The organism is Klebsiella sp. H-Nf2, from assembly GCF_002806645.1.
Lineage (GTDB): Bacteria > Pseudomonadota > Gammaproteobacteria > Enterobacterales > Enterobacteriaceae > Klebsiella > Klebsiella variicola.
Map to the genome: position 1 here is coordinate 1,072,597 of NZ_PIBL01000001.1, position 16,043 is coordinate 1,088,639.

The window sequence follows — 16,043 nt, forward strand, 5'->3', positions numbered from 1 at the left end:
TGTTATCAGTTAAACAGCGGCGCGCTGTTGGAGGGTACGGACGGCCGCCAGCGCGTCATGGCGCATCGCGTCAAGATCGAGACCGGGAATGGCGTCATCTTCCACGATGGGCCGGCCATTAAGCAGCAGCGCCTTCAGCGCGGCGCGCCCACCGCAGGCCACCGGCCCAATGGCCATATCGTGCAGGCCGAAGTAGCGCGGATCGTCCAGCCGGTAAATGGCGAGGTCCGCCTGCATGCCGACCTGCAGGGTGCCGGTCTGCGCTAAGCCAAGGATCTGCGCGCCGCCGGCGCTGCCCCAGCGCACCACATCCTCCACCGTGGCCGCATCGGCCCCGCCCTCGAAGGTGCCCCCGGCGTAGCGCGGCTGCGCCAGCATCCCCTTGCGCGCGCGCTGAAGCAGCCATGCGGCATGGGCTTCGCTTTGCATATCCGCCGCTTCATTGGAGGCGGCGCCGTCCACCCCCAGCGAGACCGGGACCCCGGCCTGCTCCAGCGCCAGCAGATCGGCGATGCCGCTGCCCAGCCGGCCGTTGCTTTGCGGGCAGTGGGCAATGCCGGTTCCGGTGCGGCCCAGCAGGGCAATCTCCTCCGGCAGCAGCTTCACCAGATGGGCAAACCACACGTCATTTCCCAGCCAGTCGTGCTCCGCGCAGAACTGCACCGGCGTCATGGCGAATTTCTGCCGCGCGGCGTCGAGATAATCGACGGTTTCCGATAAATGGCTGTGCAGCCGGATCCCCAGCTGGCGGGCCAGCTTCGCCATCTCCCGCAGCTGGGCGCCCGGCGCGGAGTGCAGGACGGTAGTGGGCGCCATCACCACCCGACGCAGAGAATCGGGCCGGGGGTCGTGATAGCGACTGACCAGCCGTTCGACATCCGCCATATAGCCGTCGAAGGTTTCCGGACGCAGCGCCACCGGCAGATCCTGCTCTACCGCCCGGCCCTGGGTCGCCCCACCCCGGCACAGGACGATACGCATCCCCAGCGCCTTCCCTTCGCTGAAGACAATCTCCGAGGTATCGAAGGGCATATCCGGCCAGTACAGGTAGTTGTGATCCGCCACGCTGGCGCAGCCCGAGCGCAGAAGCTCCACCAGACCAATGCGCACCGCCAGACGAAAGGTATGTTCATCGAAAGCCGCGCGAAAGCGGTACGGCGTGGCGCTCAGCCAGGCCGTCAGGCTCTGGTTCAGCCCCTGCGGCTCGCCCTTTAGCAGCGACTGAAAAAGATGGTGGTGCGTGTTCACCCACGCCGGATAGATCACGCAGTCGCGGGCATCAATCAGTCGCTCTTCCGGCAGCGGCGTCAGGCTGCCGATGGCCGCAATCTTGCCGTCGCGGATGCGAATATCCGGCCCGGCCAGCCGCGCCGCCTCTCCGGGCAGGCCGCTGAGGATGGCATGGGCATTTTTAATGATTAATGACATGTCGTCGCTCCTCAGGGTTTAACCTGCATGGTCTGGACAAATTCGGTGGTGTAGGCCTGTTTCCAGTCGGTGGCCGCCGCCAGCAGACCGGTGCTGACCATAAAATCGCGGGTCTTCTGCCAGCGCGCGTCGGTCATCGTCCCCCAGCCCTGGCTGGCGGCATCCCCGCCGTCGATCAGGTGATGCTCACGGATCTGGGTCACGCCCCAGGCGAGCAGATCGTCGGTCATTTTCGGATTGTCCTGCTTAATCAGCGCATTTCCCGGCGCCGGATTGTTGAGGTAGCTCACCCAGCCCTCCATCGAGGCGCGCACAAACTTCGCCATCGCCGCTTTACGCTCGGCGATGGTATCCGGGCGGACGATAAGGATGCCGCCGTACGGGGGATAGCCGTGTTCGGAAAAGAGGAAGAAGTTCGCCTTCACCCCGGCCTTCTGCACCTGGAACACCTCGGAGCTGACATAGGCCTGCTGGGCGACAGCGTCATCGACGACAAAGGGTTGAATATTGAAGGTATAGGGGCGAACCTGCGCGTCGCTCAGCTGGTATTGCGCCTTCAGCCACGGCCACCACGTCGCCTGACCGGAGCTGGAGACCAGAAGAGTTTTGTCTTTCAGCCCCTGCAGGGAGGTGACATCGGCGTGGGTCAGCAGCCCCTGGGGATCGTACTGAAAGGGCGCGGCAATGGCTTTCGCCTCGAAGCCGCGCTGAATGCCTTCCAGCAGCTGCAGATCGTAGCCGATGATCACATCGGCCCGCTTCGACAACAGCAACTGCATGCCGTTGACCTGCGGTCCGCCGGAGCGGATCTCGACGTCGAGACCATATTTTTTGTACAGCCCAGTGGCCTGAGCCTGATAATAACCCCCCTGCTCCGCCTGAGCGTACCAGGAGGTCAGCAGAACGATTTTCTCCTCGGCCTGAACGGCCAGCGAGACACCGCCGAGAGCCATCAGGCCCAGCCAGCGAAAGCCCCGGGGAAGGCGTGCACGACTTTTCATTATCCCTCTCCTCTTCATGCCGGGAGAGGGGCGAGCAAACCACGGCTCAGCCTCCCATCCCGGTCAACATTGAACCGCGACATGGTGACTGAGCAATGTCCCGTATGGATAACCCGTACTGACCGCTTCTACTCACACTCAGCTATACAAAAACAATGCCAGATTTGATTGCCCCGCGAGCGGCCGCGAGAAATCGCCTGCACCGCCGCCCTTGGGCATGCAACCTTTGATTCATGCACACAAAGAACGCACCATCATGGTGCGTTAATGAATGATTTTAGTGCCTGCCCGGTCTCTCACAGCTGACTGAAGAGCATCTCCAGCTGGTTCAACATCATCGAGGCGGCGAGGGAAAGCTGGCGGGCGGGCGAGACGCACAGCGCCAGCGTGAAAGGCTTAAGCTGCGGATCGGTTAGCGGTACAAACGCCAGCTGGCCGGACTCGATCTCATCGAGAATATCCAGCCGGCACAGGATGCCGATGCCCATCTGCTCTTTGATCAGGGTGCGGATCATGTGAATGTTGTTCGACACCGCCACCTCCTTCACCTCGTTGCCGCTGATGTTCACCAGCGCCTCCACCGGCTCGCTGATCATCAACGGGGCGGACGGCAGGATAAACGGGTAGTCGATGCACTGACTAAAGCGCACGGCACTGCGGCTGGCCAGCGGATGGCCGGTCGGCACCACGATCCCCATATTCATCTCGGCAAACGCCCGCACCTGCAGTTCGCGGGAGGTCTGGGGATTGAGCATGATGCCGAAATCCGCCTCGCCAGAGATCAGCGCCTGCTGAATGTGGATATTGTTCATGGTGGTCAATGTAAAAGAGATGTTGGGATAATGTTTATGCACCTCTTTGAGCATCGTCGAAAAAAAATGCCGGTTAATGGCATCGATGGTAGCGATACGCACATGCCCCCGCCGCAACCCGCGCAGGTCATCCAGCTGTTCGCAGACCCGGGTAAAGTCCTTTTTCCAGTTATTGGCCGCGTGCAGGAGCAGCTCCCCGGCGGCGGTCAGCCGCAGCCCGGTGGGATGGCGCTCGAAGAGCGGCATCGCCAGCTCCTGTTCCACGCGCAAAATCTGACGGTCGATGGAAGACGCCGACACATGCAACGCCTCTGACGCTTTACGAAACGATCCCTGACGGGCCACTTCGGTGAAATAGAGCAGAAATCGGGAGAAGGCAAACATGGTTTGGGTGCTCTCTTTTTTGCAACGGGTTGTGCGAATCAAAGCTCTGGACGCAACAGTTTTATCACAATACCGTAGCATTCATAGCGGAGAAACGATCGTTTCACCCATTTTCTTGCACGCCGGACAGTTTACCGCGAAGGGGGAGTTATCTCTTCGCCGACCCTGGCCGCCCTGCAGACAGCGGAATGAGGGAGAGTAAACGGTAATGCACAGCCACGATCTTATTTCGGTCTCGGTCGGGGAAATACGCCCCAACGGACAGGGAAATCTATCCGTAATATTGCAGGCGGCGGCCGGGGAAATATTACCGGCCTACTCTGCCGGGGCGCATATCGATATTTTTATTCCCGGCATTGGCCCCCGTCAGTATTCCCTGTGCGGCATGCCTGACCGCGGCAAAGACTATGAAGTTTGCGTCAGGCTGGCTGAGACCTCCACCGGCGGCTCACGCTATATGCACCAGCAGCTCAAAGCCGGCGATCGGCTCTCCATTTCGCCGCCGCGCAACCATTTTCCCCTGCCGCAGGCCGGGCGCTACCTGCTGTTTGCCGGCGGTATCGGCATCACGCCTTTGCTGGCGATGGCTGAAGCGATTGCCGCCAGAAAGGGGGCGCTGGAGCTGCATTATTATGTCGCCAGCTCGCGCCAGACGGCCTTCTCCCCGCGCCTGACCCAGCTGGCTGCGGGCGGCACGGTGGCGATCCACTGTAGCGAGGAAGGCGCGTCGTTTCGCCAGCGGATCCCCGCCTGCTTAACCACGCCCGATCCTGATACCACAGTGGTCGCCTGCGGCCCGGAGGGTTTTATTCAGCGACTGCAGTCGGTCATGGAGGAATTTCGCTGGTCACCCTCGCAATTCGTATTCGAGCGTTTTACTCCCGCGGCGGAAAATAATACTGCGGCGAAAAATGCGTTTTATATTGAGCTGGCCTCCAGTGGGCAGCGCCTGCAGGTCGCCGCGGATCAAACCATTGCTCAGGTATTACAGCACGCCGGCGTGGAGGTGATGCTCTCCTGCGAACAGGGAATGTGCGGCTCCTGTATTACCGGGGTCCTCGACGGGATCCCCGAACACCGGGACAGCGTGCTGACGGCGGAAGAGAAAGCTGGCAACGACCAGATCACGCTCTGCTGTTCGCGGGCGAAATCGCCGGTTCTGGTTTTGGATCTGTGAGGAGACTGACGATGACGCTCCTCTCCTCTTCCGCGCCGCTCGTCGGGATCAGCCGCGCCCGACTCCCGGCCTGGGCGCTGCCCGACGGCTGGCCGACGCAGGCCAACGGTGAACCGCTGCTGGCGGACCTGGCCTTTCGCGACGGCCGGATTGACGCATTGACCCCGACCGACCAGCCGACTCCCGGCCTGTGGGACCTGGCGGGGGCCCTGACGCTCCCCGGCCTGGTGGAACCTCATGCCCATCTGGACAAGACCTTTACCATTGAACGCTGCCGTCCGGCGCAAGCCGGGCTGCTGGCGGCGATCCACGCCATGCACGAGGATCGCCAGCACTGGACCAGGGCGGATATTCAACGTCGAGCGTCCGCCGCGCTGGCCCGGGCGGCTGCAAATGGTGTGACCCATTTGCGTAGCCATATCGACTGGTTTACCGCCGACGCACCGGACGCCTGGCAGGAGCTCGCCCGCCTCGACACCGTCGGTATCACCCTGGAGCGGGTGGCGCTGGTCCCGCTGACCCTGTTTCGCGATCCGGCGGACGCCGGGGCCATTGCCCGAACGGTCGCCACCAGCGGGGAGGGCTGCCTGCTGGGCGGCTTCATCCACTCCTCCAACTGGGACGCTGCCGCCATGGCAAACCTGTTGCGTTGCGCGGCCCGCTGGGAGCTGGATCTGGATTTGCATATTGATGAGGAGCTCAGCGAAGTGTCTCAGGGGCTGACCTGGCTGGCGGACCATCTCTCCCGCCACCCTTTTCCCGGGCATATCTGCTGCAGCCACGGCTGCGCGCTGGCCGCTGGCAGCGACGAACAGGCGGCGCCGATCCTGCGCCAGCTGGCGGCGCACGGCGTCACCCTTATCGCTCTGCCGATGACCAACCTGCTGCTGCAGGATGCGACGTTCGGTCGCACGCCGCGCCAGCGGGGGATCACCCTGCTGCACGAGGCGCAGGCCGCCGGCGTGGCCACCCTGCTCGGCTGCGACAACGTACAGGATGCCTTCTGCCCGGCGGGGAGCTATGACCCGCTGGACACCCTGGCCTGCGGCCTGTTCAGCGCCCAGCTCAGCGACCTGTTCGACCGGCAGTCGCGGCTGATCTGCGATCGCGCGGCGTTAACCGGTTCGCCGGCAGACGCGGCGCCCTTTGCCATCGGCGCGGCGGCCAGCGTGGTGATTTTCCCGGGTAGCGACCGTTTTACCTGGCCTTTAAACAGCGCCGCCCGTCTGGTGGTTAACCACGGCAGGTTAACCCACCGGCGCGTGTGGCAAGAGGAGATGGCACATGAGTCTTGAAACAGGCGCGGGGGCGCCGCTGGCGCGGTATGCCGCCTGGCGCAGAGCCGGTGATTTTATTTTTCTCTCCGGCATTATTCCGGTCAATCCCCTGACCGGCACCATCGTCAACGGCTTTCAGGATGTGCCTGAGTCGGTGCGAGAGCTGCTGGGGGCGACCGGCGAATTTTCGACCGATGCGAAACAGGGCCCGATCCTCGCCCAGAGCTGGTACGTACTGGAAAGCATCCGCCGCACCGTGGAGTCCGCCGGAGGGCAGATGAGCGACGTTATCAAGCTGGTGCAGTACTTTCGCAACCTTGACCATTTTCCCTATTACAGCCGGGTCAGGAAGCTGTTTTATCCCGACCAACCGCCCGTTTCCACCGTGGTCCAGGTCAGCGAAATGCTGCCCGACGCCACGGTATTGATTGAAGTCGAAGCAACCGTCTGGTTACCCCCGTCATTTAACTCCGAGGCTCCGCGATGATTAACGGTTACATTCCTGCAGCGCGCTTTCTCCCTTTTCTGAGCTGGACGGACGTTGCCGCCCTGCCGGATAAAAGCAACACGGTTATCGTCCTCCCCACCGGGGCGATCGAACAGCACGGCCCGCATCTGCCCTGCTCGGTGGACAGCGTGATATCTTCCGGCGTGGCGGGCCATGCCCTTGCCCGGCTGCCGGCAGCGATCCCGGCCTACGCCATCCCGCCGATCACCTACGGTAAGTCCGAGGAACATCTGCATTTTCCCGGCACCCTGACCCTCAGCGGCGATACGCTGCTGCATACCGTGCTGGAGATCGCCGAATCCCTCTATCGGGCCGGTTTTCGCAAGCTGCTGATGATCAACGGCCACGGCGGCCAGCCGCAGATCCTGCAGATAGCCAGCCGGGAAATGCGCCTGCGCCACGGGGATTTCATCGCCATCTCCCACGACGTGTTCAACGTGCCCAACTGCGAAAAACAGTTTCTCAGCCCGCATGAACAACGGATGGCGATGCACGCCGGGCATAGCGAAACGGCGCTGATGCTGGCGTTGGCGCCGGAGTGCGTCCATATGGAACGTGCCGTCGCTAATTTCCCCCCCGAATTCCCCTGCCCGACCCTGTCGAAAGGCCGTCCGGCGGCCGCGTGGGCGTCCTATGACTTTGGCCCCAGCGGGGTGATTGGCGACCCGACCCCGGCGACGCGGGAGCAAGGCGAAGGGCTTCTCGACTCCCTCGCCGCCAGCTGGGCGCAAGCGATCATCGAGATCCACCGCATGGCCTGGGTCGAACGTCGCGAACCGACCTGGGGCAAACAGCACTGGCACGGCTTTGTTCAGTCCCTCCCCCCCTCTTTCGCTGCTGAATCCAAGGAGCCATGATGAATACCAGATCGACGCCCGTTTTTACCCTGCTGACCGTGGCCGCCCTCGCCACCTCAGCCTCCGGCTTCGCGGCGGAGAAGTTTACGTTTCTCACCAACTGGTATGCCCAGGCCGAGCACGGCGGGTTTTACCAGGCCCAGGCCACCGGGCTGTATCAGCACGCCGGTCTCGACGTCGAGATTAAAATGGGCGGCCCGCAGATCAACGTCATGCAGTTGATGGCGGCCGGTCAGGCGGATTGTACCCTTGGCGACAATGGTCAGGCGCTGGAGACCTGGCAGGCCGGGGTGCATGCGGTGACCGTCGCTACCGTGTTCCAGCACTCGCCGACGGTGTTTATCACCCATGACAAAGTGGAGAACCCGGCGGAGCTTAAAGACAAAACCTTCCTGCTCGCCACCGAGGCCTATACCTCTTTCTGGCCGTGGGCGAAGAGCGAGCTGGGTCTGGCTGGCAGCAAAGTGCGCCCCTATACCTTTAACGTCCAGCCGTTCCTCGCCGATAAAAATCTGGTGCAGCAGGGCTACGTGACCTCCGAGCCGTTCTCCGTCGCCAAAGGCGGGCAGCCGTTCTATGTCTATCCGCTCAGCGACTGGGGCTACCCGCCCTACGGCAACTCGATTATCTGTATGGCGGACACCATCCGCAAACGTCCGGCTGCGGTGGCGGCCTTCGTCAAAGCCTCAATGGAGGGCTGGAAAAGCTACCTGCAGGATCCCGCCCCCGGCAACAGCCTGATCGGTAAAGCAAATCCGCAAATGGGCGCCGAGCAGATCGCCTTTGGTATTGCCCAGATGAAGCAGTACCAGCTGGTGACCGGCGGCGATGCTAAGACCGGCGGCATCGGCATCATCACCGAGCCGCGGCTGAAGAAAACCTGGGACATGCTGGTGAAAAACAAACTGATCGACGCCAGCAAGGTGCCGTTTGAGCAGACTTACACCCTGGAGATGGTCAAAGACGCCGGAGTGATGCCATGAATACCGCCCCGAAACTGACCGTGATGAGCGACACCCGCTTTACGCCCGCCTCTGCCACCCCGGCCATCGAGGTGCTGTCGGCGGAGAAGATCTACAGCAACGGTACCCGGGCGCTGCTGCCCGTTAACCTGACCATCAATCAGGGGGAGTTTATTACCCTGCTCGGCCCGTCCGGCTGCGGGAAGAGTACGCTGCTGAAGATGGTCGCCGGCCTGGTGGAGCCCAGCGACGGCAAGCTGATGCTGTGGCGGCGCGATAGCCGGGAGAAAGCCCAGCATCCGCTCTCGTTCGTCTTCCAGGAAGCCACCCTGATGCCGTGGAGCAGCGTGCGCAATAACGTCAGGTTGCCGCTGGATCTGGCCGGCGTGCCGCGCGCGGAAGGTAATACCCGGGTGAGTGAAGTCCTTGAGCTGGTGGGGCTGGGCAAATTCGCCGACGTCCTGCCGCGCGAACTCTCCGGCGGCATGCAAATGCGCGTCTCCATCGCCCGCGGCCTGGTCACCCGGCCAAAGCTGCTGCTGATGGATGAACCCTTCGGCGCGCTCGATGAAATTACGCGTAACAAACTCGACAGCGACCTGTTGCGTCTCTGGCAGGAGCAAAACCTGACGGTGGTGTTCGTCACCCACTCGATCCACGAAGCGGTGTTTCTCTCACAGCGGGTGATCATGATGGCGGCCCGCCCCGGACGGGTGGTCGAAGATATCGCCATCCGGGAGCCGTTCCCGCGCAGCGAGGCGTTCCGCGTCAGTCCGGCCTTTTCCCTGTATGCCCGTCAGCTGCAGGACAGTCTGTTGCAGGCCAGCCAGTCCGGCATGGAGTCATAATATGAAAAACACAACCTCAACGCCGTGGGTCCAGCATCCGCGTTTTCTCAAAATTCTCTATCCGACCCTCGTCGCGGTGGCGGTGGTGCTCCTGTGGCAGGGCGCGGTGAGCTATTTCCGCATCCCGGCCTTTCTGGTGCCGTCGCCGCTGGTGATGCTGGAAAGCCTGTGGACGCATCTCACGCCGCTGCTGCTGGCGCTGCTGTTCACCCTCAAGATCACCCTGATCTCGTTTCTGCTGTCGATTGTCATTGGCGCCGCGGTGGCGTTTATCCTGGTGCAGAACCGCTTTGTGGAAACCGCCCTGTTTCCGTATATCGTGTTTTTGCAGGTGACGCCGATTGTCGCCATCGCCCCGCTGATCATCATCTGGGTGAAGGATGCCACGCTCTCGCTGGTGGTGTGCGCCACCCTGATGGCGGTGTTTCCCATCATCTCCAATACCACTCAGGGCCTGCGCAGCGTCTCCCCCGGCTTGCTGAGCTATTTTCGCCTCAATCACGCCAGCCGCTGGCAAACGCTGGTGCGGCTGCGGATCCCCTCGGCGCTGCCCTATTTCTTCGGCGCGCTGCGTATTTCCAGTGGGCTGTCGCTGATTGGCGCAGTGGTGGCGGAGTTTGTCGCCGGGACCGGCGGGACCAATACCGGTCTGGCCTATCAGATCCTGCAGGCTGGCTACCAGCTGGATATTCCGCTGATGTTTGCCGCGCTGCTGCTGATCTCTCTCGCCGGGATCGCGCTGTTTGGCGTGATGTCCTGGGTTTCGCGCCGGGCGCTCAGCGCCTGGCATGAAAGCGAAGCCGTGCAATCTCATTAATGTTTTGCTGACGAACAGGAAGAAAAATGATGACTGATGAGCAGCGTCAACACGCGGTCGCGGCGATCCAGCAGGCACTCCCGACGCTGGAGTGGACCTTACAGCCGGCGAAGATCAAACGGCTTTCCCGCGATTTTCACTGGTTCAGTCCGGTACTCACTGAGCAACTGGCGGGGAAACAGGCGGACGCGGTGGTTCGCCCACGCGACGAAGAGGAGCTGCGGCAGCTGGTCGCCGCCTGCGCGCAGCACCAGCTGCCGCTGACCCTGCGCGGCAGCGCCACCGGCAACTATGGCCAACTGGTCCCCCTCGAAGGCGGGCTGCTGGTCGATATGACCGGACTCAACCAGATCGTCGCCCTCGGCAACGGCACGGTACGCGCCCAGGCCGGCATTCGTCTGGCAGACATCGAAACCGCCGCCCGCCCAACGGGATGGGAGCTGCGCTGCATGCCGTCGACCTACCGCCTGGCGAGCCTGGGCGGCCTCTACGGTGGCGGGTTCGGCGGCATCGGCTCCATCAACTATGGGCCGCTGGCGGCGCCCGGCAATGTGCTCAGCGTCAAAGTGATGACCGTCGAGCCGGTCCCCCGCGTACTGACCATCCCGGCTCCCGAAGCGCTGCTGCTGCATCACGCCTACGGCACCAACGGCATCATTCTGGAGGTTGAGCTGGCGCTGGCGCCCGTGCACCAGTGGATTGAACGCCTGGACGTGTTTGACGATTTCGCCGATGCGCTGAACTATGCCAACGCCTGCGTCCGCTCGCCGGGGCTGGTAAAACGTCAGGTCGCGCTGTTGGCCACGCCGATCGCCGACTATTTTAGCCACCTCAACGATCGTTACCGCACCGGGCAGCATGCGGTTATCAGCCTGATCGCCGAGGAGAGCGAAGGACTCTGCGCCAGCCTGTTACAGCGCCATCGCGGGAGCAACGCCATCCGTCAGGCCAGCGACGAGGCCCGGACGCAAAATGCCTCGTTAATGGAATACTGCTGGAACCACACCACCCTGCATGCGCTCAAGGTGGACAATACGCTGACTTATCTCCAGACGGCGTTTGATCCGCTGCGCTATCCGCAGCAAATTTTACAGATGGAGCAGCACTTCGCCGGGGAGGTGATTTCCCATATTGAATTCCTGCGGGATATCGAGGGCAACGTCACCGCCAGCGGTCTGCAGCTGGTGCGCTATACCACGCCCGCGCGGCTCAACGCCATCATGCAGATATTTCGCGACAATGACGTCAAGATTAACAACCCCCACGTGCTGCAGGTTGAGGACGGCAAACAGGGCGTGATTCGCCCCGACGTCGTGGCGGTGAAACAGTCTCTCGACCCGGCGGGATTGCTTAATCCCGGCAAGCTGCGCGGCTGGGCGCTGCGCGACCAGCTGGAACTGGACAGCAACCCGCTGGCACTGACCACCCGCGAAACCCCCACGACCTGAGCGTCCCATTCCGGGGCGCGCTAACCGGTCGCTGGCCCGCTTCTCTTCCTCCTGCCCGCGCGGCGAGTTTTTTTACGCCACTCATTCATATGAATGAGTGGCGTCTCTGTTTCCTCCGTTATACTCATCAAAAAAGCGACGATAAATTTATTATCGTGGGTTAATTCCGCGGATAGATATGCTTGTTCTGACCATTATTTTTATCGGACTCACTAAAAATCACTGGTGAATATGATGAAGAAAATCACACGCAGCGCAGTCATTTTTTTATTTGGATTACTTCCACCACTATTTTTATTGGTGGAAAATGCTTTCATCACAATTAATAAAAAAAATAAACATGAAAAACTTATAAATTACAGCGCAGTCATGACGTATTCAAAGGCATTATGTCTTTTGCACATAATGAACTTTTATAGTCATTAATAGTGTTTATATTTGGCGGTTAGAGAATACAGGAAACATGTAGCCACCACCGTTATTTTTTACTCATATTGATCTCGCGACAACAAGCATTGGCATCCCGCCTATCAATTAATCTGGTTTGCGATAACGGAGGCGAATGATAACTAAAACCTATAGCATTGAAAAACATAATCATTATTTGCGTTAATTCAGGATGCCTCATTATGACGTCCTGCCAATAACGGCCCCACATCGATGAGGTGACTATGACTGACCAATCAAAAATAAACTGGGCAAGGATTTGTAAACTCCCACTGCAAATTTTGATGATAGGTATATCGATATTTATCGTTGCCAAGCTTTTTACTTATCTCGGTTTACACCCCATTTCCTGGCCCTCGAAAGAGACTGGCAGCGGGTTCAAGGCCTTTATTGCCCTCATCGTTTTCTTAGTCGGCACAGGGATGGTGTCTTTTCTCTGGTGGCTATCTTCTCGCTATTTTAGGCTGCTGGGTTTCGCCGGGGAAAATATCGATAAGGTGGCGCAACTCAAAGACCTGCCCATGGGGCTGCCTGAAGGCACAGTTCGGGCCATTTTAGCGCTGATCGTGGCCGTTGTAGGCCTGCCTCTGTTGCTATTCAGTTCTCAACTGAGCGCCTCCCCGGAGATTGCCGGGTATCTCAATGGCATTATTACCGGCGTTTTTGGCTATTACTTTGGCACCCGGGCGGCAGCTTCAACGGCTACGACAAATAATAATATCGTCGCCAATGCACAGCAAGCGGCGCAAGAGCAAACCAGGCAAGCGGAGAGAGCGCAAAATGATGCCGACCAGAAAATGCAGCTTGCCGAAAAAATACAAGGTACGGCAGATGTCGATCCCCTGATCGATAAGGCGCAACGGCAGTTGGCCTTAGCGAAGGCATTACTGGCAATGCTCCCACAGACTAACTCACTGCCTGCAGGACTGGGGGATGTTCTACCCGGAGACCTGGACAATACTATTACCCGCGCAGAGAGCATTATTAATGCCTTGCGTAATCTCAGTAAGAAAGATGTCACCTCCGATCAACTAGACGAACTCAATCAAGTCGTCAATATCCTGACCGGCGCCACTTCACCATTGAGTGTCCTTTTAAGCAAAGCGGCACCCTTAGTGGCACCGGCCATGCCGGCATTAGGCCCCATCGCGGGGATCGTGATGCTGCTGGGTGTCGGCGCTAAACTGGGTTCCGATCAGTTCAAGCGCTGGCGCGCTCGCGTACTGGCAGCCCCGCTGGCCCAAGGGCTGGTTGAAAGCGGGACACTCACCCTCCCCCTGACCCGTGCCGCCCTGGAGAACGCCCCAGCAGCCATCCCCTTTTTTGCCGCACGGCCACCGGCAGAGGTGGATAGCGTCCTGGCGAATGTGCTGGCAGCCGACGATCCTGTGTCTGTGCTCAATGAGACCTATGGGCCCAACGGAAACGTCGCTGCTGACATCGTCCATGACGGCGAGGAAGCCACATCTATCGTTACCGCACTGCAGCAATCTCTCCTCGCACTCTATGGCAAGGGTGACATTACGGAAGAGATCGCCAGCAAAGTGCGCGCAAGCCTGACATCACCGGCGTCTCAAGCCTTGGGCGCAGCCAGCGCAGCGTTGAACAATTTGAGTGCTACGGACATCAATCAACTTATCAATCTGGTCTCTGGTGTTTCAAGCATGGTCGCCAATCCCGCAGACAGCAGGGCTGCATTCGACCTGCTGATCATGCTTGTCGATGCTGCACGCCGGGCGAACGTCGACTTTGTCCAGGCCATTGCGGATCTCAAGTTATGAAGCTGATGCAACGTTACATCAACCTGGCCAGCTTGCTATGCCTGCTGACTGCCTGTGCCACCATGCAACTGGCCCACATGAAACAGTTGCAAAACAACGGGCAGTACGACGCAATCATTGCGGAAACACCAGCGACGTCCTGCAACGATCCCTCTCAGAGTAGTGAAGTCTGTCGGCAGTTCTACGCAATTCGGGGCCATGCCTACCTCAAACTCGCGATGAATGAGTCTCAGGCGGGGGCTCGCTGTCCAATGCCGACCCCATCGGCCCGGGCCAATATGGACAATGCGGTAAACGATTATGCGCTTGCATCTTCTGCCGCCGCCAGAGGCAGCGAAGATGAGACACATCTGATAGAAAACCAGGTCCTTGCTTTGACCTGCTCAGCCCCCTTTAAGCAACCCGCTGAGGCGGTGGCAATGACACGTGAAGCCGTGGCAAAACTGGACCAGTTACCGCCGAATCCATCCCGCGCGCTTACCACCAGTAATGCATTCCTCAGTCTGGCTCAGCGTACCGACCTGCCTCAGGCCGAGCGCTGTCAGGCCGCCCGTGATGCCCGAATACGCGCCCTGGGCGGTCTGAAGGGGCAACCGCCAGCCACGGGCGAGATAGCAATACGTCTCCAGCAGACCGTCAATGCCGCTGCCATCGGTGGCCCAGGTCTTCCCTCCACCTGTGTATAAGGTTGATACCATGAGCGAACCACGTGACCTGTTTTATTGTTTTCCGCTGATGCGGGGTGAAGATGTACGTGCCGTACAAAAGGCGCTGACCACGCTCGGAGTGCAACCCCCTTGTGGAACTTCGGACGGTATTTTTGGCAATGCCACTCGGCTTTCAGTGGAAGCCTTCCAGCGTAGCGTACGCGATTTAATTGTCGATGGCGTCGTGGGCAGGTTGACCCACGATGCGTTATTCGGCAAGGCAATAGCGGCGTTTCCTGAGCCGAAAACCGGGATAGCACCGGCTCAGTGGTCCCCCCCGGACGTCTCTTCGTTGATACGCTCAACGGCTTCAAAACCGCCTCTCCGTCGTGACCAGGCCCTTCAGTGCCGTGACTGGTTAATGCAACACTTTGGTTCCGAGATAGAGAAGGCCGTATCTGGCACCCCTTTCGATGCTTTGCTGATTTGCGCTATCGCCGACAAGGAAACCGCCCCGATATGGCTCAACTGGATAAATCAGATGAGTGCCGACGAAATTGTTGCCCGCTGTGTTTTTGATGCCAGCGGTGATGCCCCAGGCACCAGCCGTAACGCGTTTCCTGCAAATACCGCCATTTTTCGTAAGAAGTATGGCGATCAGGTCACCGCTGAGTTTATCGATGAGGCAAACCGTACCAGAGCGCTCAGAAAGATGGGACCTAAGGATTGGGTCTATAAAGGTTACGGAATATTCCAGTACGACTTGCAGCACATTTTGACAGACCCCAGCTTTTTCCTGAACAAGCAATGGCGAGATTTCCCAAGTTGTCTGGCGCGGGTGATGAGTGAATTAAAACTCAAAAACCAGTCCTCCAGTGGGGATTTACGCGAGACGATCCGCCTCTATAACGGCAAGGGCGAACGGGCACAAATCTATGCAGACCATGTCCTTATTATGTACGACTGGATGAAGAAAAACTCGTAGCAGCTATCTCTATATTCACGATTACACCAACCAATATGATGAGGATAAGACCATGCCTAATGGTAACGACTTGATAGAAAAAGCAAGAAGTCAGCTTAATGTCAAAGAGCAGCCGCTTAACAGCAATTCTGGCACGATGGTAGATACCTATCTCAAAGCGGCGGGCAGCGCACCCGGCTCGCCATGGTGTATGGCTTTTGTCTACTGGTGTAGCTGGCAGGCTGGCATTCCCGGCCTGCCTAAAACTGCCAGCGTAGACGCATTTTTTCAGAAGTCATTAGCGCTCGGAAAAATAATAGCTATTTCTGACATTGCCGTTGGCGATATTGTTTTAAGAGTTGATTATCCCATCCAGGCTAATGGTCAAAAGCCAGGAGATCATGCCGGCATTTACACAGGTATAATTAATGGGGTGCCACAATATATCTCGGGGAATACGGTCTCCGGCAAGGATTCAAAAAATGATGGAACCAGCTCCTATGTCGACGAACATCAAATGAAGCATTTTAATTACGCCGCCCGATTTTGGTGATGAGGTTATTCAGTGGGAGATATTTAGCACGCTTTGAAAAATAAAGACATTGCCACCCATCCGGCCAGGGCCTGCTCAGGCACTGGCCTCCCTCCCCAATCCCCCATCTGGCCACGTTTCTCTCAGCCCAAC

At 59.3% G+C, this 16,043-nt stretch carries 15 protein-coding genes; 12 read left to right on the top strand and 3 right to left on the bottom strand.

Annotated features, from left to right (window positions below; translation table 11 throughout):
• Nucleotides 1-9: 9 nt before the first annotated feature.
• The 3 genes from CWM58_RS05335 to CWM58_RS05345 all read right to left on the bottom strand — a co-directional run bounded on the left by CWM58_RS05335 (nucleotide 10) and on the right by CWM58_RS05345 (nucleotide 3,625).
• Entirely contained in the window at nucleotides 10-1,428 is a 1,419-nt protein-coding gene (locus tag CWM58_RS05335) for an amidohydrolase family protein (protein ID WP_100680452.1), read from the bottom strand.
• Between the two features lie 11 nt (nucleotides 1,429-1,439).
• Nucleotides 1,440-2,429, bottom strand: coding sequence for an ABC transporter substrate-binding protein (locus CWM58_RS05340; protein ID WP_100680453.1), 990 nt, complete (start codon nucleotides 2,427-2,429; stop codon nucleotides 1,440-1,442).
• Nucleotides 2,430-2,725: 296 nt separating this feature from the next.
• A complete protein-coding gene (locus CWM58_RS05345) occupies nucleotides 2,726-3,625 on the bottom strand; it encodes a LysR family transcriptional regulator (RefSeq protein ID WP_061154336.1) in 900 nt (299 codons plus the stop codon).
• A 208-nt stretch (nucleotides 3,626-3,833) separates the two neighbouring features.
• On the opposite strand from CWM58_RS05345, the gene CWM58_RS05355 reads away from it, so the two are divergent.
• The 12 genes from CWM58_RS05355 (at nucleotide 3,834) to CWM58_RS05410 (ending at nucleotide 15,911) form a co-directional block, all read left to right on the top strand.
• Nucleotides 3,834-4,802: a PDR/VanB family oxidoreductase gene (locus CWM58_RS05355; protein ID WP_100680454.1), complete on the top strand. Its 969-nt coding sequence runs from the start codon at nucleotides 3,834-3,836 to the stop codon at nucleotides 4,800-4,802.
• A gap of 11 nt (nucleotides 4,803-4,813) precedes the next feature.
• Nucleotides 4,814-6,097, top strand: a complete 1,284-nt coding sequence (locus CWM58_RS05360; RefSeq protein WP_100680455.1) for an amidohydrolase family protein — start codon at nucleotides 4,814-4,816, stop codon at nucleotides 6,095-6,097.
• Nucleotides 6,087-6,566, top strand: coding sequence for a RidA family protein (locus tag CWM58_RS05365; protein ID WP_061154333.1), 480 nt, complete (start codon nucleotides 6,087-6,089; stop codon nucleotides 6,564-6,566). Before CWM58_RS05360 ends, CWM58_RS05365 begins: the two co-directional genes overlap by 11 nt.
• Nucleotides 6,563-7,444 carry a creatininase family protein gene (locus tag CWM58_RS05370; protein WP_100680456.1) on the top strand — a complete coding sequence of 294 codons (882 nt, stop codon included), beginning with the start codon at nucleotides 6,563-6,565 and terminating at the stop codon, nucleotides 7,442-7,444. The genes CWM58_RS05365 and CWM58_RS05370 overlap by 4 nt, the downstream gene beginning before the upstream one ends.
• Nucleotides 7,444-8,427, top strand: a complete 984-nt coding sequence (locus CWM58_RS05375; RefSeq protein ID WP_100680457.1) for an ABC transporter substrate-binding protein — start codon at nucleotides 7,444-7,446, stop codon at nucleotides 8,425-8,427. The genes CWM58_RS05370 and CWM58_RS05375 overlap by 1 nt, the downstream gene beginning before the upstream one ends.
• Complete coding sequence (locus CWM58_RS05380; RefSeq protein ID WP_004175785.1) at nucleotides 8,424-9,254, top strand: ABC transporter ATP-binding protein; 831 nt, start codon at nucleotides 8,424-8,426, stop codon at nucleotides 9,252-9,254. The genes CWM58_RS05375 and CWM58_RS05380 overlap by 4 nt, the downstream gene beginning before the upstream one ends.
• Nucleotide 9,255: 1 nt before the next feature.
• Nucleotides 9,256-10,071, top strand: coding sequence for an ABC transporter permease (locus CWM58_RS05385; RefSeq protein ID WP_004175779.1), 816 nt, complete (start codon nucleotides 9,256-9,258; stop codon nucleotides 10,069-10,071).
• Nucleotides 10,072-10,097: 26 nt separating this feature from the next.
• Nucleotides 10,098-11,519 (top strand): FAD-binding oxidoreductase, encoded by a 1,422-nt coding sequence (locus CWM58_RS05390; RefSeq protein ID WP_100680458.1) that lies wholly within the window; start codon nucleotides 10,098-10,100, stop codon nucleotides 11,517-11,519.
• A gap of 671 nt (nucleotides 11,520-12,190) precedes the next feature.
• Nucleotides 12,191-13,747 carry a hypothetical protein gene (locus CWM58_RS05395; RefSeq protein ID WP_100680459.1) on the top strand — a complete coding sequence of 519 codons (1,557 nt, stop codon included), beginning with the start codon at nucleotides 12,191-12,193 and terminating at the stop codon, nucleotides 13,745-13,747.
• Nucleotides 13,744-14,433, top strand: a complete 690-nt coding sequence (locus CWM58_RS05400; RefSeq protein WP_074385627.1) for a hypothetical protein — start codon at nucleotides 13,744-13,746, stop codon at nucleotides 14,431-14,433. Before CWM58_RS05395 ends, CWM58_RS05400 begins: the two co-directional genes overlap by 4 nt.
• A gap of 10 nt (nucleotides 14,434-14,443) precedes the next feature.
• On the top strand, nucleotides 14,444-15,379 hold the full coding sequence (locus CWM58_RS05405; RefSeq protein WP_165785687.1) for a peptidoglycan-binding domain-containing protein: 936 nt from the start codon (nucleotides 14,444-14,446) through the stop codon (nucleotides 15,377-15,379).
• A gap of 52 nt (nucleotides 15,380-15,431) precedes the next feature.
• Nucleotides 15,432-15,911, top strand: a complete 480-nt coding sequence (locus CWM58_RS05410) for a hypothetical protein (protein ID WP_100680461.1) — start codon at nucleotides 15,432-15,434, stop codon at nucleotides 15,909-15,911.
• Nucleotides 15,912-16,043 lie beyond the last annotated feature (132 nt).